Here is a 19,482-nt window from a genome sequence, read left to right as displayed (position 1 = left end):
AATAGAATATAAATTCTACTTCAGAAAACAGATAAATCTCACCCGCTCAGGAGAGTCCCATGAGACGCCTCACGGCGCCGCTGCTCGGCGCCCTCTTGCTTCTGCCCGCCCTCGGCACCGCCTTCGCCGGCACGCCGCGCGACACCATCGTGGTGGCCAAGCAGATCGACCAGTTCATCTCGCTGGACCCGGCCGAGGCATTCGAGCCGGGCGTCGGCGAGGTGACGGGCAACCTGTACGACCAGCTGGTCGGCTATCGCAGCGCCACCGACCCGACCATCGTCGGCAACCTGGCCGAATCCTGGTCGGTCGCCGATGACGGGCTGACCTACCGCTTCACGCTCAAGCCCGGCCAGGCCTTCGCCAGCGGCAACCCGGTGACGGCGCAGGACGCCGCCTGGTCGCTGCAGCGTGCGGTGCGGCTGAACAAGTCGCCGGCCTTCATCCTGACCCAGTTCGGCTTCACCGCCGACAACGCCGCGGACCGGATTCGGGCGGTCGACGACCGCACACTGGAGATCCGGATCGACCGGCCGGTGGCGCCGACCTTCTTCCTCAACACCCTGACCGCCGGCGTGGCCTCGGTGGTCGACGCCAAGACGGTGCAGGCGAACGAGGCGCAGGGCGATCTGGGCAATGGCTGGCTGAAGGCCCACAGCGCCGGCAGCGGGCCCTATGCGGTGCAGCGCTGGGTGCCGAATGAGCGGGTGGTGCTGGAGGGCAACGCGCATTGGCAGCACACCGGACCGAAGACGCCGCATCTGGTGATCCTGCATGTGCCCGAGCCGGCGAGCCAGCGGCTGCTGCTGGAGAAGGGTGATGTCGACTACGCCCGCGACCTGACCCGCGACCAGATCCTGGCGCTGAAGGACGTGCCCGGCGTGGCGCTGCAGGGCGAGGCTGGCGACGGGCTGCTGTATCTCGGCCTGAACCAATCCAACCCGAACCTGGCCAGGCCCGAGGTGCGCGAGGCGCTGAAATGGCTGGTCGACTACAAGGGCATCGAGGACAGCCTGCTGAGCGGCACCTGGACCACGCGCCAGAACGTCCTGCCGACCGGCTATCTCGGCGCCGTCGACGACGCGCCGTACCGGCTGGATATCGACCGGGCCAAGTCACTGCTGGCCCGCGCCGGCCTCGGCGACGGCTTCGCCGTCACCATCGACGTGCGCAACGTCGCGCCCTTCGCCGACATCGCCCAGGCGCTGCAGGCCAGCTTCGCCAAGGCCGGGATCAAGCTTGAAATCCTCCCCGGCGACGGCAAGCAGACCATCACCAAGTACCGGGCCCGGCAGCACGACATCTATATCGGCACCTGGGTGCCGGACTACCGCGACCCGCACAGCAATGCCGATGCCTTCGCCTTCGACCGGGATGTCGACGACGCCGACGCGCCGAAGACGCTGGCCTGGCGCAACCGCTGGGAAGATGCCGGCTGGAACCGGACCGTGACCGAGGCGCTGCGCGAGCCCGACGCAGCCAGGCGCGCCGCGCTGTACGGCCAGCTGCAGCGCGAGGTCCAGGCCGAGGGGCCGTATGTCCTGCTGTTCCAGCAGACCCTGGTGGCCGCGCACCGCGCCACCGTCGACGGCTTGATCCTGCAGCCGAAGACCAGCTACGCCGCCGTGGTCAAGGCCGAGTGATCGCTGCCGTCACTGCGTTCGACAAGGCTCCGGAGACGAGTCCCCCTCGACCAGCGGCCGTCACAAGACATCTGCCAGACCGACCAGTCCCCGCCCGGCCCCCGAGTGGCCGGGCGAAAGGTGCCAGCCGCCGACGTGACCACTGAACGCCCATAGAGAGCACGAATCGTCCACAGGGCCGTCGAAGCAAGCGCTTGCGCAAGCGCTTTCGTTAGATCAAGCTTGGCCAAAATCAAGCTGCGACGGGGAGCCCAAGCGCGATGAACCACGCCACCGCCATGCCGCCGGACGGCCCCGTCGGCGCGCGGAAGAGCTTCGGCCTGGCGGGCGCGTCGAAGTTCTTCGGCGGCACCGTGGCGCTGCACGATGTCTCCTTCTCCCTGTGGCCCGGCGAGGTGGTGGCGCTTCTTGGCGAGAACGGCGCCGGCAAAAGCACCTGCGTGAAATTGCTGGCCGGGGTGTATCGGCCCGATGCCGGCCATGTCGTGATCGACGGCCGGCCCGCCGCCTTCGCTTCCCCGATCGATGCCCGGCATGCCGGCATCGCCGTCATGCACCAGCATCCCGGGCTGTTCCCGGATCTCAGCGTCGCCGAGAACGTGTTCATGGGGCACATGCCCCGCACCGCGTTGGGCGCCGTCGACCACGCCGCAGCGCGTGGCCGAACGCGCGAGCTGCTGGATGCAATCGGGCTGGATTGCAGCCCGGACGTCGTGCTCGGCCGCCTGCGCACCTCGGAACAGCAGCTGGTCGAGATCGCCCGGGCGCTGTCGCTGGGATCGCGCGTGCTGATCATGGACGAGCCGACCGCGGCGCTGTCGCAGCGCGAGGTCCGCCGCCTGTTCGAGGTGGTGGCCCGGCTGAAACAGCAAGGCGTGGCCATGCTGTTCGTCGGCCACCGCATGGACGAGATCTACGAGATCGCCGACCGCATCACCGTGCTGCGCGACGGCCGCTTCGTCGGCACCGAGCGGACGGCGGACCTGCCGCGCGAGCGCGCCGTGCAGATGATGGTCGGCCGGTCGTTGACCATGATGTATCCGGAGCTGCCAGCGGCGGCAGGGCAGCCGCTGCTGACGGTCGAGGGGCTGTGTCGCGACGGGGTGTTCGAGGACATCGGCTTCACGGTGCGCCCGGGCGAGATCCTGGGCCTGGGCGGCTTGGTCGGCAGCGGCCGCACCGAGATCGCCCGCGTGCTGTTCGGCATCGACGCACCGGACCGCGGCACGGTCACGCTGGCCGGCGCGCCGGTCGCCTTCGCCTCGCCGCGCGACGCCATGGCCGCCGGCATCGCCTATGTCTCGGAGGACCGCATCGGCCAGAGCCTGGTGATGGATTTCGATATCCTCACCAACGCCTCGCTGACGGTGATCGACCAGACAACCAAGCTGGGCCTGATCGCCCCGGCGCAGGAGCGGGCGCTGGTCACGCCTTATGTCGAGCAGCTGAAGCTGCGCTATCGCAGCCTGGATCAGCCGGTGCAGACCCTGTCCGGCGGCAACCAGCAGAAGATCGTGCTGTCGAAATGGCTGGCGACGCATCCGCGGCTGCTGATCCTGGACGAGCCGACCCAGGGCATCGACGTCCAGACCAAGGCCGAGGTGCATGCGATGGTCGCCGAGCTGGCGCGCCAGGGCATGGCGATCATCCTGATCTCGTCGGAGCTGCCCGAGCTGCTGGGGATGTGCCACCGCGTGGTGGTGCTGCGCGAGGGCCGCGTCGCCGGGGAATTCGCTGCGGCCGAGGCGACGCAGGAGCGGGTGATGCAGGCCGCGACCGGGGCGCTGGCGGCGCCGCCTCCCCGTCTCGACGTGCCGGTCGCCGATGCCGGCCCGACGCCTTCCGGCCCCTCGCCCCGCCGTTCCCTCGCCGGCTTCGCCAAGCGGCGGGAGCTCGGCCTGGTGGCCGCGATCGCCGCCATCCTGTTGCCGATCGCCGCGATCAACCCGCGGGTGCTGAGCCCGGAGAACCTGACTGCGATCTCGATGGATGCGGCGCTGCTGATCATCGTCGCCGTGGCGCAGATGCTGATCATCGTCACCCGCAACATCGACCTGTCGATCGCGTCGGTGATCGGCCTGTCCGCCTATGCCGCCGCCAGCGTGGTGCAGGCGCATCCCGAGCTCGGCATCGCCGCCGGCCTCGGCGTGGCCTGCGCCACCGGCATCGCCTGCGGCTTGGTCAACGGCCTGGTGATCACCCGCGGCGGCGTGCCGTCGATCGTGGTGACGCTGGGCACGCTGGCGGTGTTCCGCGGCCTCAACAGCATGGTCGCCGGCGGCCGGCAGATCAGCGCCGATCAGGTACCGCAGGCCTGGCTGGACATGACCAGCGCCAGGCTGCTGGGGGTGCCTGGCGTCGTCGTCATCGCCGCGGTCATCCTGGGGATCGCCGCCCTGGCGCTGCGCCACCTGCCGGCCGGGCGCGAGCTCTACGCCATCGGCTCCAACCCCGACGGCGCGACGCTGATCGGGATCAGGACCCACCGGCGCGTGCTGACCAGCTTCGCCGTCGCCGGGCTGCTGGCCGGGCTGGACGGCGCGCTGTGGGCCTCGCGCTACGCCACCGTCGATGCCCGCGTCGCCATGGGCTACGAACTGACGGTGATCGCCGCCGTGGTGGTCGGCGGCGTCGCCATCCGCGGCGGCTCCGGCACCGCGCTGGGCACGCTGCTGGGGGCGCTGCTGCTGCTGGTCATCAACAATGGCCTGACCCTGGTGCGGGTCGACCCGCTCTGGCTCCAGGGCATCTACGGCCTGGTGATCCTGGCGGCGATAGCGATCGACGCCGCCATCGCCCGCCGCGGCATGAAGGGAGCCATCTGATGCGCGACCGGCTTCGCCGCCTCGCCAGCTGGGAGACGTTCCTGGCGGCGCTGACCCTCGCGGTCATCCTCTATGCCGTGCTGGCGGTGCCGAACTTCGCAACCCGCTTCAACCTGTCCCAGGCGGCGGCCGGCGTGTCGGAGAAGGCGCTGATCGTGCTGCCGATGGTGCTGCTGATCATCGCCCGCGAGATCGATCTGTCGGTCGCCAGCATCCTGGCGCTCAGCAGTGTCATTCTCGGCGTCCTGGTCCAGGCCGCGATGCCGATGGCGGCCGCCATCCCGCTGGTGCTGCTGGCGGGCGCCGCGCTCGGCGGYTTCAACGGCCTCATGGTCGTCCGCTTCGGCCTGCCGTCGCTGGTGGTGACCCTGGGCACGATGGCGATGTTCCGGGGCATCGGCTACATCATCCTCGGCTCCGCCTCGGTCAACACCTTCCCGGAGTCCTTCACCGATTTCGGCATCGAATCCGTCCTCGGCAGCCCGATCCCCTGGACCATCGTGCCGTTCCTGGCGCTGGCCCCGATCTTCGCGGTGGTGCTGCAGCACACCCCGGCCGGGCGGCGGATCTACGTCCTCGGCGGCAACCCGGCCACCGCCCTCTATTCCGGCATCCGGGTGGCGCGGCTTCGGCTGGGGCTGTTCGTGCTGTCCGGCCTGGTCTCGTCGCTGGCCGGCATCGTGTTCACCGCCCGCCTGGCCAATGCCCGCGCCAACAATGCGGTCGGGTTCGAGCTCGACATCATCACCGTCGCCCTGCTCGGCGGGGTCAGTGTCTTCGGCGGCCGCGGCAAGCTGACCGGCGTCCTGTGGGCGCTGGTGCTGATCGCGGTGATCCGCAACGCCCTGGGCCTCAGCCGGATCGGTGGCGACGCCCAGGGCACCATCATCGGCCTGCTGCTGATCGGCGCGCTGCTGCTGAGCAACGCCTCGAAACACCTGTTCGAACGGCTTCGCCCGCGCCCGAGCTGAGGCGCGGCCCCACGATCGGCGCGGTGGGACGCGCCGGGACCACCCAACGACAACCCATTGGAGGAGGCACCACCCATGACGTCGCGTATCACCCGCCTGGCCCTGGCCGCGGCACTGCTCGGCAGCCTGGCGCCGGCCGCCGCGCTGGCGCAGGACTGCGCCACCGGCCCGGTCACCGTCGGCTTCCTGCCGAAGCTGGACACCGACCCCTATTTCCAGGTCGCCAAGACCGGCGCGGACGAGGCGCAGAAGGAGATCGGCGGCGAGGTGGTGCAGCAGGCCCCGTCGCAGGCGACGGCCGAGGCGCAGATCGAGTTCATCAACAACCTGGTGTCGCAGCAGGTGAAGGTGATCGCGATCTCCGGCAACGACGCCAACGCCGTGGCCCCGGCGCTGAAGCGGGCGATGGCGCAGGGCATCCGCGTCGTCTCCTACGATTCCGATGTCGCGCCGGCCGCCCGCACCCTGTTCCTGAACCAGGCCAAGGGCGACAGCCTGGCGGAGATGATGCTGGAGAGCATGGCCCAGCTGATCGGCGACGAGGGCGAATTCGCCATCCTGTCGTCGACCCCGACCGCGACCAACCAGAACGCCTGGATCGACTTCATGAAGGCCCGGCTGGCCGGCGATCCGAAATTCGCCAAGATGAAGCTGGTCCAGATCGCCTATGGCGAGGAGAGCGAGCAGGTCAACCAGCAGCAGGCGCTGGCCCTGGCGCAGGCCTTCCCCAACCTGAAGGGCATCATCGTCCCGGCCGGCATCGGCCTGCCGGCGGCGGCGCGGGCGCTGGAGCAGGCGGGGATGACCGGCAAGATCAAGCTGACCGGCCTGGCCCCGGCCTCGCTGATCCGGAAGTACATCGAGAGCGGCGCCGCCCAGGACATCTGGTGGAACGTCAAGGATCTGGGCTACCTGACCTACTACGCCGCCCAGGCACTGGCGCAGTGCAAGCTCGACGGCAAGCCGGGCAGCACCTTCACCGCCGGCCGGCTGGGCGAGTACAAGGTCGGCGACGGCGGCGAGGTTGTGCTCGGGCCGGCCGAGATCGTCACCCCGGCGAATGTCGGCGAATTCGCCTTCTGACACTGGTGTCCGGGAGGGCCGGCCTGGCCCTCCCGGATGCGCCCGTGACCACCGCCCGAACCAGCAGTAAGCCCCGATGGCCCGCAGCCCCACCCGGACCGCCTCCGCCTCGACCATGGCCGATGTCGCCCGCGAGGCCGGCGTGTCGGTGTCGACCGTCTCGCATGTGCTGAACGGGACGCGGAAGGTGAGCCCGGAGACGGTGCAGGCGGTCGAGGATGCGATCGCCAGGACCGCCTACATTCCGAACACCCTGGCCCGGTCGCTGGCCGGGGCGACGACCCAGTCGATCGGCATCGCCCTCTCGGCCATCACCAACCACTATTTCAGCGAGGTGGTGGGCGCGATCGAGGTCGAAGCCAAGCGCCACGGGCTGATGATCTTCCTGTCGGACACGCATGACGACCCGGAGCAGGAGTTGCAGACCGTCCGGGCGCTGCACCAGCGCCGGGTCGACGGCATCATCCTGGCCGCCTCGGCGGACCCGGAGCGCGCGGCGCTGCACTACCTGCGCACCCATGCCATCCCGACGGTGCTGATCGACCGGCTGATCGCGCCGGATTTCGATCAGGTCGGCGTCGAGAACCGCAAATCGACGATCGAGCTGGTGACACATCTGGCGACGCATGGCCATCGCCGCATCGCGCTGGTGTCCGGCCAGCCCGGCCTGTCGACCACGCAGGAGCGGCTGGCCGGGTACAAGGCGGGGCTGAAGCAGGCGGGCCTGGGCTTCGACCCGGCGCTGGTCGTCATCGGCCATTCGGCGCTGCAGCCGGCGCGGCAGGYCGTGCGCCAATTGCTCGCGCTCGATCCCCGGCCCGATGCGATCGTCACCGGCAACAACCTGATGACCATCGGCGCCATGCACGCCCTGCGCGACGCTGGGTTGCGGGTTCCCGAGGACATCGTCCTGGCCGGCTTCGACGATTTCGACTGGGCGACGGCCTTCAGCCCGCGCCTCACGGTGGTGGCGCAGCCCTGTGCCGAGCTGGGCGCGGCGGCAGTGCGCCTGCTGACCCGGCGGCTGCGGGAGCCTGCGGCGAGGCCAAGGACGATACGCCTGCCGGCGACACTGCGGGTCCGCGACTCCTGTGGCTGCGGCGTGCGCTGACAGGTGACGGCTGGTCCAGCGCAAGGCCTCCTGGCTGGAGGCGTCGGCTCGCGGAAAGCCTGAGGCGCGCCACCGTGGCGTCCGGCGCCAGAGGCCGGACCGGCCATGATATTTGGAAGCTGATGTTCTGAGAAACTGGAGCGGGCGAAGGGATTCGAACCCTCGACCCCAACCTTGGCAACGCGTCCAGGCCGTTTTCGCCGTTCCTTGTCTTTATACGCCAGAATGCGAAAAGCCGCAACAGATCAGCCACTTACGTTGACAGACCAGCCGCCGGGGCTACGCTAGAAAAGCCGCTGATTTCCGTCCAACTGCTTCCCCCCTGCTTCCCCGCTCATGCTGCACCTGCGTGGGGAAGCAAATCGGCCTTCGCACGGCCCCCTCCACTCACCAATCCTCTGATCTGAAACGATAAATCTGGATGAAGGGTGAGCCGAGATGCCGAAATTGACCAAGCGAATCGTTGATGCACTGCAACATGACGCTCGAGGCGACGTGTTCCTCTGGGACGTCGAGCTAAGGGGTTTCGGAGTGCGGGCGAAACCGTCCGGCACGAAGACGTTTCTGATCCAGTACCGCAATGCGGAGCGGCGCACGCGGCGATACGTCCTCGGCCAGTACGGCGTGCTCACCGTGGAGATCGCCCGCGATCGCGCGCAGAAGAAGCTCGCCACCGTGATCGACGGCGGGGATCCGTCCGCCGAGCGTCGCACCGCCCGCGAGGGCGCGACCGTGGCGGAGATCTGCGACTGGTACCTGACGGAGGCCGAGGCCGGCCGGCTCCTCGGCCGGAACAGACGACCGATCAAGGCGTCCTCCGTCGCCGGGGACCGGAGTCGCATCGAGCAGCACATCAAGCCGCTCATCGGGACGCGGGTCGTGAGTCATCTCCGACTCGCCGACATCGAACGGCTGCAGGCCGACATTGCGGCCGGCAAAACCGCCCACTCTCGGCGGGCCGCACGCGGGGGACGGACATCGGGCGGCGCCGGCGCCGCGGCACGCGCGATCAGCACGCTCAGAAGTCTGCTCAATCACGCGTGTCGACTCGGGCTGATTGACCGGAGCCCGGCCAACGGTGTCCGGGTGATCGCGTCCCAGAGGCTGAAGCGGCGCCTCAGCGCCGGCGAAGTCCGGCATCTCGGGAAGGTGATGACGCAGATGGAGCGCGAGGGCGAGCACCCGACGGGCCTCGCCGCCATTCGCGCACTGCTGCTGACCGGCTTCCGGCGGATGGAAGTGCTTGGGATGCGCAAGGCGTGGCTTGAGCAGGAGGGCAATTGCGTCGCCTTCCCCGACACCAAGTCCGGGCCGCAGCTGCGGGCCGCCGGTGACGCGGCGATCGCCTGTCTCGTCGAACAGGCCGGCCGCAGCGGCTCGTCGTTCGTGTTTCCGGCCGACTGGGGCGACGGCCACTTCGTCGGGCTCGTGCGGGTGCTCGATCGGGTCTGCGCGCGGGCTGGTCTGACCGACATCACGCCGCACACGCTGCGGCACACCTTCGCCAGCATCGCCGCCTCATTGGGCTTCAGCGAACTGACGATCTCGGGGCTCCTGGGGCATGCGCCGCGCGGCGTCTCCCAACGGTATGTCCATCTCGACACGGCACTCGTGATCGCGGCCGATCAGGTTTCCGCGGAGATCACGCGGCTCCTCGATGGGGGGCAGGTGATGTCGACACAGGAAGCCAAGCTGCTCCGGCCAAAGACGTTGATGCAGATCCCTTTGTAGAAGGATGCGGAGCGAGGAAGAGGGAGGGTTGCGGACACACCGTCAGGGCATCCTCCTGTTGCTGTTTGGGGCAGAGCAGGCTGAATGCAGTCGATGGACGGTGATGCCGACATGACGGCGGACGTGCCGCGTGTTGAAATCGATTCTGGCCCGTGGCTTTACCGGGGCCAAGGGGCGGATGTGGACGTAAAGGACCGCGACAGTCGCATCCTCTTCGATGGAACGCAAACGTGCCTATCGAAGCCCACTAGGAACGATTCCTTGACTATCGATCGGCGTTAGTAAAGAATTCGTTACCAACTAGGCCGGCGGGGAACGCCGTCGTGCCTTTGCCCGTAGCCGTCGGAACGACGTCGTTCCCCAAGTCGAGCTGCCGACAGATGCCGAAACGCACAACGGGACAATACGAAAACGTGACCGCCGGCGGGGAGACCGTCGACGCCTTCATCCCATTTGATCTGCCCCCCGCTCGTCCAGCGCTCGTCATCGGCGGCACGCTGGAGCATCGCCTCCGGGAAGCCGAGCAAGCGCTGCTCCGTCTCGACCTGGCGGGCGAGATGGTGCCCTCGCTCGACTGGTTCATCTATGCCTTCGTTCGCAAGGAGGCGGTGATCTCATCACAGATCGAGGGCACGCAGGCGTCGCTGGTCGACCTCCTCGCCTTCGAGGCCGAGGAGCAGCCTGCCCCCAATGCGGACGTTGAGGAAGTCACGAACTATCTCGACGCGCTGGCCTACGCACGGGGCCAGCTTGCGTCCGAGCGTGGCCTCCCATTGTCCATGCGGCTCTTGAACGAGGCACACAGGCGGTTGATGCGCGGCGTGCACGGCGCCAACAAGCAACCCGGAGACGTCCGCCGGAGCCAGAACTGGATTGGGGGCAGCCGACCGGCGAATGCGGTCTATGTCCCGCCGCCACCGGACAAGCTCCCTCGGCTCCTCAGCGAACTCGAGAAATACATCCATGCGGATGATGCGCTGCCGAAGCTCATGCGGGCCGGCCTCCTGCATGTGCAATTCGAAACCATTCACCCCTACCTCGACGGCAACGGGCGCATCGGACGGCTTCTGATCGCCCTGCTGCTGGAGCATTGGGGGCTCCTGAGGGCTCCGCTGCTCTATCTCAGCCTGTTTTTTAAGCACCATCGCGAAGAATATTATCGGCGGCTCAACCTGGTGCGATTGGAAGGAGATTGGGAGGGCTGGATCGACTTCTTTCTCGACGGGGTCGCCACGATCTCCAATGAAGCCGTCGTCTCGGCGCGCGAACTGTTCAACCTCATCGGCGCGGACCGGGCTCGGCTCCTCAGTGCCGAGTCGGCCTCCGTCTCGGCGATGAGATTGTTCGAGCAACTCCCCCGCCATCCGATCGTGACGGTCGCCTCCGCCATGAAGCTGATCGATGCGAGCAAACCGACCGCGACCCGCGCGATCGAAGTGCTGGTGGAGGCCGACATCCTTGTGGAAACGACGGGAAAGAAGCGCGACCGCAGCTTTGCCTATCGCGCCTACATGGAGCGCTTGCGAAGCGGAACCGAATTGGACAGTCCAGGCTGAAGACGACAAGACCGACGAGCAATCGGATTCAGCGAGTTGACGATCTCGGGCCTCCCGGGGGCATGCGCCGTGCCGCGTCACCCAACGATATGTTCATCTCGACACGGCGCTCGTCATCGCAGCCGATCAGGTTTCCGCGGAGATTGCGCGACTTATCGATGGTGGGCAGGTGATGTCGACACAGGAAGCCAAACCACTCCGGACAAAGACGGTGATGCCGGTCCCTTTGTAGGGGGTGCAGAGCGAGGAGGACGGTTGCGAATCCGATCGTGCCTCCTCGTCACGCTCTCGTCTGCGAAGCAGGTTCAGTCGAAGTCCGATTCTAACGGAACGCCGCCAGAAGGGCACCCGCGCCTCCGCAGAGAAAATTGTGATCTTCGTGCTACATAATCAGCCAATCAGTAGCGCAAAGGTGACAATTGCCTACCCCTCACAATCCTCCTGCTGCGGTGCGGCGCGCATTGCGCAAACTCGGGGCGGACATCCACGATGCCCGTCGACGCCGGCGGCTGCCGATGGCGGTCGTGGCCGAGCGCGCCTTCACATCCCGCTCGACCTTGCAAAGGGTCGAGGCTGGGGACACCAACGTCAGCATCGGCATCTATGCCGGAGTCCTTCAAGCGCTCGGCCTGCTCGACGGTCTGAGCAATGTCGCCGACATCAGCAACGACCCCGTCGGACAGGCGCTGGCCAACGCCGACCTGCCCAAGCATGTCCATCTCAAGCGGTCGGCCGGAAACTCCCGCGATGGCTGACTTCGAGGTGCATATCGATCTGGACGGCCGCACGCGCCCAGTTGGACTGGTCAGGAGCAATCGCGTTCGAGGCGCGGAGACCACCCTTTTCGAGTACGACGGTGCATGGCTCCAAGACCCGGACCGGTTTTCTCTGGAGCCTGCCCTTGCCTTGACCCGCGGCGCTTTCGCCCGCCTGCCGGACTGGCGACTTTCGGCTCCATCACGGAAGCGGCCATTGCCGTTCTTCGCAAGGGTCGAATGGTTCGGAACCTCGCCCTCCAGGGCGAGCCGGCAGAACCACCGGTAGGCGAAGCTTAGATGCACCTCCGCACAGCCGGCACTCCGAGCGGATGCCGGAGCAGTGCCCGTTGAGCGACATCCGGATCGGCCGTTTCCGTCGGCGGGCTTGGCTCCCTATATCATCGGGCCTATCAATTCTAGTTTCTGAGGATTGCGCCAAATCGCCCCTAGGCCTATAGTTAGGGACACTCTACGGATTAGGAAAAAATACTGACGCTCCCAGATGAAAAAAGGCCAATCGAGACAATAAATCCTTAGATAATCTCGTTTAATCCGCGCTAGGCCAACGCGCTTCGAGATGATTTGTATCTTAAAATTTCTAGACATCCAAAATTTGTGCCCGTGAGGAAGTGATGACTCAATTTCACGTGCTCGGTGGTGAATTAATCCCGAAGAGCCGGTTCATCGAGCAAGCGGTACAGCTTGATGAATTAGTGTCTGGCGAAAGCATTACATTGCCGTCAGCGCGGACAGTCGGCTTTGATGACGTTGTAAATACTGATAGTTCGCTCGCGCCAAGATTTACGCCAATCGGCGAATCTACGCAGACCGGTCTATTTACGTCGGTCGGCCTCAACAAACCACTCGCCATCTTGATCTCTCATATCTACACCGGAAAGTATCCGCGCGCCGGACTGTTCGGCGGATCGAAAGATTTGGCAGTCGTAACCGGCGTCAAGGACTATGCTGTCTTCGCCGCCTCGTCTCGGGCAATCAATTTTTTGAAACAGAACGTCGAATCCCGCAGCAGCATTACCTCATCTGCTTTCGAGGCCGGAACTCCCCTTGTCTCTTACCAATCGGCGGTCGTCACCGATTCTCAGACGATCACGATCGAATGCGCGTTCGACAACTTTCCTGAACAGCTTGTCGACAAGGTGGGCGACGCACTGCTTGCTGCGGCGGGAATCCCGCTGTTTCTGCCTTGGGCGGGCTACCTTATGACCGCGAGTGCGGTGACGAAGCTCGCAGGCGGGCTGGCGGACGCGCTGTTCGACGGCAAACCCGCCTTCTCCTTCGACGAGACTCTCGACTTCAATATACCGGGAAGGGAGCTCCCCACAGCCGATTTTCGAGTCTTGGCGTCAGCCAATTTCAATCCGACCGGGCTCAGGTTCGACCCCAAGCGTGGGCTGGTTGACGCGACTGGAAAGCCGTATCAGGGAGACGAACCCTACGCGGTCATCAGCCTCGATGGTGCTGAGCGGCCGAAGCTTGAAGGGTTCGCACCAACGGTGGCGAGCGCAGCGGTATTGAAGCGCTTCTTCAACATGCGCGACGGCGGCGACGCATCGGTGGAGGCGGTCCTGGATGGGCTCAAGCTCCTATCCGACTCCAAGTACCGGCTTGAGGCGGATGCCTTGAAGAAAAGGCTTTCGAACCTTCCCGACGGCGATGCGCAACGGAAAGGGATGGAGGAGCGTTACAAAGCGCTGGTCAAGAACATCACAGACGATCGGCTGAAACCGGCTGCCTGAGCCATGATGGCTCGGGCCGCATGGCTCGATCGGAAGGCCGCCTGGCCCGGCTACAGGATGCCCGTCGTCGAGGCGGGCGCATCGCATCGATCAGCTCTTTGGGCTCTGTACAAGAATACGCATCTGAACCACCTCACTTTCTGGATTCCTTCACTACCAGATATCTAGCGTGTTTCCGTGGCATGGAGCCTTTAGGCGCGATTGGTCCGATCAGGGCAATTTGCGCCAAGTCAAGCGGGGGCGGGTTTGGCGAACGACGCGAAATTGCTGGCGGAACGCAGGAGTTGGACCTGTGCGCTCGAGGATTTCGCCGGCGTCTACGGCACAGGAGCATTGATCGGCCCAGATCTCGTGCTGACAAATTTCCACGTCGTGCAAAAGCTGGAGCGAGAGCCGCGGCGCCTTGCCGACGCACGCGTCCGCTTCGACTATTTCAGCAAAGACACCGGCAGCCGGGTGGGGCTGGCGGCGGAATGGCTGGTCACACGGTCCCCCTACGCAAAGCGCGACCTCAACATCGACCAGGCGCCAAATCCGGGACACCTCGACTATGCGGTGATCCGGCTCGCCGAAAAGATCGGGGACAAGCCCCTGCCACCGGGCAATCCCGCAGGCTGGCCCGACGGCACGCGACCCGCAAAACGGGGCTGGCTTATCCTACCGGCGCCTGAGACGCTTCCTGCGAAAAACGCAAACATCAGCATCTTCCATCACCCTTGCGGCTACACGGACAATCGCTTTGGAAGCGAGCCGTTAGATTTGACGCTGGGAAAGATCGTTTCGATCGATGTCGGCTGGCTTCGCGTCACGCATGATGCGATTACAAGGCATGGTTCGTCAGGCGCAATCTGCTATGGCAACAATCTGGAGCCGGTCGCCTTGCACCATGCCGGCGATCCGGGGTCAGAACTGGGCAATCTTGGATCAGAGCAGAAACCTTTGCCGCCCGGCCAGCGCGCGATCCCGCTCGGCGCCATCGCGGCACAGATCTCCCTATTAGAGGACCAATCGATCTACAACGAGATGCGGCCACCCAGGGAAGCGCCGGTCAGGGTCAAGTTGGGCACAAGCAATGAAGCGCTCACCCAGGATGCGCTGAGGCGTCGGCACAAGCGGGCCATGGCGTTGCTTGATCGGGACGATCCCGAACGGAACATCATCGATTCGCGAGATACCCAAAAGAGCCTGGTGCATGCGATTGCCTGCCGCTCGGTCGACGGCCCAGAGTTTTTCATGACACGCCTGCGCGAAGCGAGCCTTGCCTTCGAAAGACTGACGCGCCCCGAGTTCGAGGACCGGCTTTCCCGCTTTCTCAACGTGGGCTGGAGCGAGAATGGCTGGCGGGACGCTTCGGCCACGTTGGACGCGCGGTTGCCCCCGACAGAGGCGGCCGCCAAGATCGTTCGGGAAATCGAACGCGAGATCGTGCCGCACCAGGGCACGGTCTTCGTCATCGAGCAGACATTCGACAAATTCGACGCCGAACGGCAACGATTGATCGTGACTGAAGTTGGCCGACTGTGCGCGCCGCTGGTCAACGCCGGCAGGGCCAATTTCCAGGTCTTCTTTATCTACGAGGACACCAAGCCTTCAACGAATGCGCGTGACTCCAGGACGAAGCTGCGAGAATCCGTGGCCGAATTCTGGACCCATTCGCCACCTCCGGGCTGCGGCCAATGTCTCAGTTTCGAGGACATCGATGACGGCAAGATGAGACTTTGGATATCGGCGATCGACCGCGCCTACCGGATCGACCGGGAAGAGCTGGCCGACCGTGTGGATGAGCTTTTCGCCGGTGAAAAACTGCCATTCATGACGCTTGAGACCAAACTCCGAGACGTCACAAAAGTTTTTTGCCAGAACGCGAAATAGAGGAAGGCAGCCATGTGGTTTAACTCTTTCTCAGATCAAAAAGAGGACAAGACCATACCGCTGGCCGTCAATGGCATGGCGGAAGACTTCAAAGGAAAGGGGTACGTCTTCAACCCCGAGCTGGAAGCCGCGGTCGACGTGGCGATCGGGCTTGGAAGGCCATTGCTGGTCTCGGGCGAGCCGGGCGGCGGCAAGACCGAGCTTGGCTTCGCGATCGCGCGGCGCCTCGGCATTTCGAGGCTGCATTTCTTCTCGACGCGCTCCGTCTCGGAGGCGCGCGACCTGTTTTACACATATGACGCGATCCGGCGTTTTCGCGACGCGAATTTCCGCGGCACCGCCGATGAGAAACGGCTGGAGGCCGTCGACTACATCGAATACCAAGCGCTTGGCGCGGCGATCCTCGACGCGCATGGCTACGGGAACGTCAGCCACATGCTTAGTGGCGAACGGGCTTACCTGCACCCGGACGACCCCAAATCCGACCTCCCCCGGGACCAGCGCCGTCCGCAGCGGACGGTGGTCATCATCGACGAGATCGACAAGGCGTCGCGCGATTTCCCCAATGACGTGCTTTCCGAAATCGAGACCTTGCAATTCAGCGTGCCGGAACTCAGCCGCCATGGCACAGGCCCCGAACTCAAACGGCCGCAGACGCCGGGCTTCCCGGCCGATCCGACGCTCAGGCCGATCATCGTCATCACGTCGAACGAGGAGCGCCAGCTTCCCGACGCCTTTCTACGCCGCTGCGTGTTCCACCAGATCCAGTTTCCCGACAACGACCGGCTGCACACGATCATCGAGAACAATCTACAGCGGCGCATGACGAAGACCGGGCAGGAGCTGGTGCTCGATGAAGGCGACCGTACGAAGCTGCTCGCCATTGTCGGCAAATTCCGCAACCAGCCGGTCGACAAGAAGGCAGGCGTCTCCGAGATCGTCGACGCCGCCTTTCTGCTGGCGTCCCCTCCAGGCACGCAGCCTCCGGAACTCGCCGTCCGGCTGGAAGTCGCGATGGTGGCGCTGGCCAAGTTGAAGAACGACCGCGATATCCTGAGTACGCTTCTGCCCTCAAAGGCCGGTTGAAGAGCGCCGGCGGCCATGCAGCACGACGAAGAACCCTATCGCTTCGTCTGGGACGAAGCCGCGCTCGGCACTTTCTTCCTGGCCTACGAGCGCGAGCGGGTCGCGGTGGGCGTAGGCGCCACCTTGCAGCATGTTTCCATACGCCAGCGGGCCGACGCCATCATGACCATGACGGGCCTGAATGTCGGCGCCTGTTGGCGCCGCGTCGGTGAGGAAAGCGCGAAGGATCTCTGGCTTCGCTACCTCAGTCCGGTCCTTGCCGAAACGCGCGAGTCGGCGGAGGCACTCAAGCGCGCCGTCGAGGATCACCCGCTGCCTGGGCATTTCGAACCAAAGGTCGGCGAAGGCGGCGAGGACAAGACGCCAAAAGGCGAGACCACCGACACCGGCCCCACACCACCACCGCAGCCGCGCCCATTCAGCCTGGCAGACCTGTTCAAGGCCATCCGGCATGTGCTTGCTCGCCGCGAAACAGGTGCCGCGGTTGCCGTTCTGGCCGCCGCAGCTCTGCTGCCGTGGCTTTGGGTGAACTTCGGCCGGGATGACCCTGTAGTCGGGCCGTCACCACGCTGCCCGCCCGCCTGCGCGACCGTGACCCCGCGCGCGGGACCGGCGGCGCCCACGCCAGCCGGTGGGTCACAGCCGGTGGATTCCGCGCGCTCCGCCCGGCTACGCTTCCTCGATGTGACGATCGCCGCCGCCGAGCAATACGGGTTCAGCATCTCGCCATACACGCTCGCCGAATATTATGCTGGCGAATCCGACTTCGTGACCGAGCCGGCGCTGTTCCTGCAGGCGATGCTGAAGCGCTGGCCACTGCCGGCCTATGAGCCGATCCCGCCGACATTGGCCGGTGCCTACGCGTTCGGCCAGTATTCGCTCGCCGCCGCCGAGATCGACCTGGCCGTCGGGCTCGACCGGGACCGCCTGAAGCTGGGCATCGACGTGGCGACACAGGAGACGCCCGACGATGTCGAAGGGGCGCAAGCCAAGCTCTACGCCAGGATACAGGCATTCCGGTACGGGGAGGTGGAGAGCATCGTACGCCAGCAGGCGGCCCGGATGTTCGGCCTCGACCCCAGCAAGCTGACCGACGATGTCAGGTTTAGCGATCTTGGCCTGGATACGGGAGCGCAAGAACAAGTCCTGGCGGAAGGCTTTGCCCGAACATTCGGCCTGGATTCAGGCGCGGTACAAGCCCACGGTACTGTCTCAGGTTTAGTCGCCGACATCGCCACCGCGCTCAACCAGCCGGTCCTGCAAGGCGCCATGCAGCCTGTCGCCGAGCGCTGGCCTGACTGGCCGCGCTGGCTGCTCTTTCTGCCGCTGCTGCCCGTGCTCGGCTGGGCGGTCATCACCGGCTGGCGCGCGATGCGCGCCGCGCTGACCAATCCGCCGGAGAATTTGCGCGGCACACCGACGCCGATCGCCTCGCGTGAGCTGGCGAGCAACGCGCCCAAGCCCGAGCGCCGGCTGGTGCGCCAGATCTCCTGGCATCCGCCGATGCCGTCCGGGAGGCTCGATGTAGGGCGCACCATTGCTCAGACATTGCAACGTGGTGGCTTTGCTCAACCTGTCTTCGGCACTCGCAGCCACGCGGCGGAATTTCTGTTCCTGGTGCCGCATCACCGCGAGAACGACCATGAACGTGAGCGCGTCGCCAGGCTCATCGAAGCGCTCGAAATCGGCGGCCTCAGCCTCAATGTCTATGAGTACAGCCCAGACCCGCGCACGCTGGTCGGGACCAGCGCGCGCAGCAAGCAGTCGGGACCGCTCGACCTGCGCGCGTTGCGCGAACTGCATGCGGACGCCAGACTCGTTCTGGTTACCGACGGCAGCGACCTCGTCGATTACTTCACCGAGCGTCCCTACAAATTCGTCGCCGAGAGCCTGCGCGCCTGGCCGGCGCGCATGCTGCTGATACCGGTGCCGATGGCTGAATGGGGCGAACGCGAGATGAGCCTTTCTGCCGCACTGGCCGCCCCGATCGGCCGCGCGACGGCGGAAGGGTTCCACGATCTCGCCGCCGGCTTCGGCACGCGGCGGATCGCTCGCTGGCGGCCGCCGCCGCAGGTCTCGGGCGGCGGCATCGAACAACTGGTCGAGCGCATCCAGGGCTGGCTCAAGGCCGCGGCCGGCCTGCTCGGCGCGACGCATTCGACGCCTCCGCGCCCCGACCTGGTGCGGGACAACGACTACAGGTTGCTTTCCGACATTCCGCCCTCCGAAGCGGACCGCGAAAAACTGATCGCCGACCTCGAGATGTGGTTTGGCGCGGACGGCTTCTACTGGCTGGCGGCCTGTGCCGGCTACCCGCAACTGCGCTACGTCATAACGGTCTTTCTCGGCAACCGGCTTCGTGGCGCGCGCGGCCCGATCTACGATGAAGAGCACCTGGCGAAACTCTGCCTGCTGCCATGGTTCCGGCGGGGCCGCATGCCACGCTGGTTCCGCGAAAGCTTGTTTTCCGCGCTGACCTTGGAGCAGCGCACCGCCGTGGGCGAGGCTTTGGCGGCGATGCTGCTCAGCGCCCGGACGGCTGAGGCGACGGCGCGCAATGCGATGTCGGACCAGCGCCTGCCGCGCAGCGAAGCCAGCAAGAGGCGCGCCCTCACCATCTGGCTCCCCGATGAGAAGGGATCGGAGATCGCGCCCGACGAAGTGGCCGCCGATTTCATGCTGCTTGACATGCCGGAGGTGGTCCCGACCCTGCATCTTCCGGCGAGCAGTTCGATTTTCTTCGATCGCGCGCGCAGCATCGTGTTGGCGCGTCTCGCCGCGGTCACGGCCGTCGGGCTCTGGTGCTGGGTGATGCTCCGCTTCTGGCCGCCGAGCGCAACGGCGCCGCATGCGCCAGGTGTCTGGCTGCCGCTTGTCGCCGTCGCGGCTGTCATGCTGATCGGCATGCTGGCCATTGCGGTCTATTGGCGGCTGAAAAACCTCGGCTGGTTTGCCGGGCGTGCTCCCGATGTGTGGCAAACGGCGCGGCGCGCAGATGATGACGCCGCGATCACCAGCACGAGGCCCGATCAATCCGAGGTGCCCGCATGAGCCCGGAATCAGAAAAGCCGGCCGATGCGGATGAGATC

12 protein-coding genes and 1 pseudogene are annotated in these 19,482 nt (G+C 65.8%); 12 read left to right on the top strand and 1 reads right to left on the bottom strand.

Annotation, left to right across the window (positions count from 1 at the left end; all coding sequences use genetic code 11):
• Nucleotides 1-59 precede the first annotated feature (59 nt).
• The 8 genes from AB4Z01_RS05675 to AB4Z01_RS05640 all read left to right on the top strand — a co-directional run bounded on the left by AB4Z01_RS05675 (nucleotide 60) and on the right by AB4Z01_RS05640 (nucleotide 11,675).
• On the top strand, nucleotides 60-1,643 hold the full coding sequence (locus AB4Z01_RS05675; RefSeq protein WP_441691435.1) for an ABC transporter substrate-binding protein: 1,584 nt from the start codon (nucleotides 60-62) through the stop codon (nucleotides 1,641-1,643).
• Nucleotides 1,644-1,903: 260 nt separating this feature from the next.
• Nucleotides 1,904-4,468, top strand: a complete 2,565-nt coding sequence (locus tag AB4Z01_RS05670) for an ATP-binding cassette domain-containing protein (protein WP_441691432.1) — start codon at nucleotides 1,904-1,906, stop codon at nucleotides 4,466-4,468.
• Nucleotides 4,468-5,439 carry an ABC transporter permease gene (locus AB4Z01_RS05665; RefSeq protein WP_441691429.1) on the top strand — a complete coding sequence of 324 codons (972 nt, stop codon included), beginning with the start codon at nucleotides 4,468-4,470 and terminating at the stop codon, nucleotides 5,437-5,439. Before AB4Z01_RS05670 ends, AB4Z01_RS05665 begins: the two co-directional genes overlap by 1 nt.
• A gap of 75 nt (nucleotides 5,440-5,514) precedes the next feature.
• A complete protein-coding gene (locus AB4Z01_RS05660) occupies nucleotides 5,515-6,522 on the top strand; it encodes a rhamnose ABC transporter substrate-binding protein (protein ID WP_441691427.1) in 1,008 nt (335 codons plus the stop codon).
• Nucleotides 6,523-6,598: 76 nt separating this feature from the next.
• The gene (locus AB4Z01_RS05655; protein ID WP_441691424.1) at nucleotides 6,599-7,633 is read left to right on the top strand and encodes a LacI family DNA-binding transcriptional regulator; all 1,035 of its coding nucleotides are present in this window, start codon (nucleotides 6,599-6,601) and stop codon (nucleotides 7,631-7,633) included.
• 438 nt (nucleotides 7,634-8,071) lie between these two features.
• Nucleotides 8,072-9,364 carry a tyrosine-type recombinase/integrase gene (locus tag AB4Z01_RS05650; protein WP_441691422.1) on the top strand — a complete coding sequence of 431 codons (1,293 nt, stop codon included), beginning with the start codon at nucleotides 8,072-8,074 and terminating at the stop codon, nucleotides 9,362-9,364.
• Nucleotides 9,365-9,744: 380 nt separating this feature from the next.
• Nucleotides 9,745-10,920, top strand: coding sequence for a Fic family protein (locus AB4Z01_RS05645; protein ID WP_441691420.1), 1,176 nt, complete (start codon nucleotides 9,745-9,747; stop codon nucleotides 10,918-10,920).
• A gap of 449 nt (nucleotides 10,921-11,369) precedes the next feature.
• A complete protein-coding gene (locus AB4Z01_RS05640; protein WP_441691417.1) occupies nucleotides 11,370-11,675 on the top strand; it encodes a helix-turn-helix domain-containing protein in 306 nt (101 codons plus the stop codon).
• Between the two features lie 201 nt (nucleotides 11,676-11,876).
• Here AB4Z01_RS05640 and AB4Z01_RS05635 read toward each other — a convergent pair.
• Nucleotides 11,877-12,042 (bottom strand): annotated as a pseudogene (locus AB4Z01_RS05635) (transposase); the annotation flags it as partial.
• Nucleotides 12,043-12,310: 268 nt separating this feature from the next.
• Between AB4Z01_RS05635 and AB4Z01_RS05630 the strand changes: the two are divergent.
• The 4 genes from AB4Z01_RS05630 to AB4Z01_RS05615 all read left to right on the top strand — a co-directional run bounded on the left by AB4Z01_RS05630 (nucleotide 12,311) and on the right by AB4Z01_RS05615 (nucleotide 19,444).
• The gene (locus tag AB4Z01_RS05630) at nucleotides 12,311-13,435 is read left to right on the top strand and encodes a hypothetical protein (protein WP_441691415.1); all 1,125 of its coding nucleotides are present in this window, start codon (nucleotides 12,311-12,313) and stop codon (nucleotides 13,433-13,435) included.
• Between the two features lie 246 nt (nucleotides 13,436-13,681).
• On the top strand, nucleotides 13,682-15,307 hold the full coding sequence (locus tag AB4Z01_RS05625) for a trypsin-like serine peptidase (protein WP_441691413.1): 1,626 nt from the start codon (nucleotides 13,682-13,684) through the stop codon (nucleotides 15,305-15,307).
• 12 nt (nucleotides 15,308-15,319) lie between these two features.
• Nucleotides 15,320-16,393, top strand: a complete 1,074-nt coding sequence (locus AB4Z01_RS05620; RefSeq protein WP_441691411.1) for an AAA family ATPase — start codon at nucleotides 15,320-15,322, stop codon at nucleotides 16,391-16,393.
• A gap of 15 nt (nucleotides 16,394-16,408) precedes the next feature.
• Nucleotides 16,409-19,444 (top strand): acyl carrier protein, encoded by a 3,036-nt coding sequence (locus tag AB4Z01_RS05615; protein ID WP_441691409.1) that lies wholly within the window; start codon nucleotides 16,409-16,411, stop codon nucleotides 19,442-19,444.
• Nucleotides 19,445-19,482: the final 38 nt, after the last annotated feature.

Origin of the sequence: Inquilinus sp. YAF38, assembly GCF_052113205.1 — a bacterium.
In the GTDB taxonomy this organism is placed as follows: domain Bacteria; phylum Pseudomonadota; class Alphaproteobacteria; order DSM-16000; family Inquilinaceae; genus Inquilinus.
This window is presented reverse-complemented; position numbering and strand designations above follow the sequence as displayed.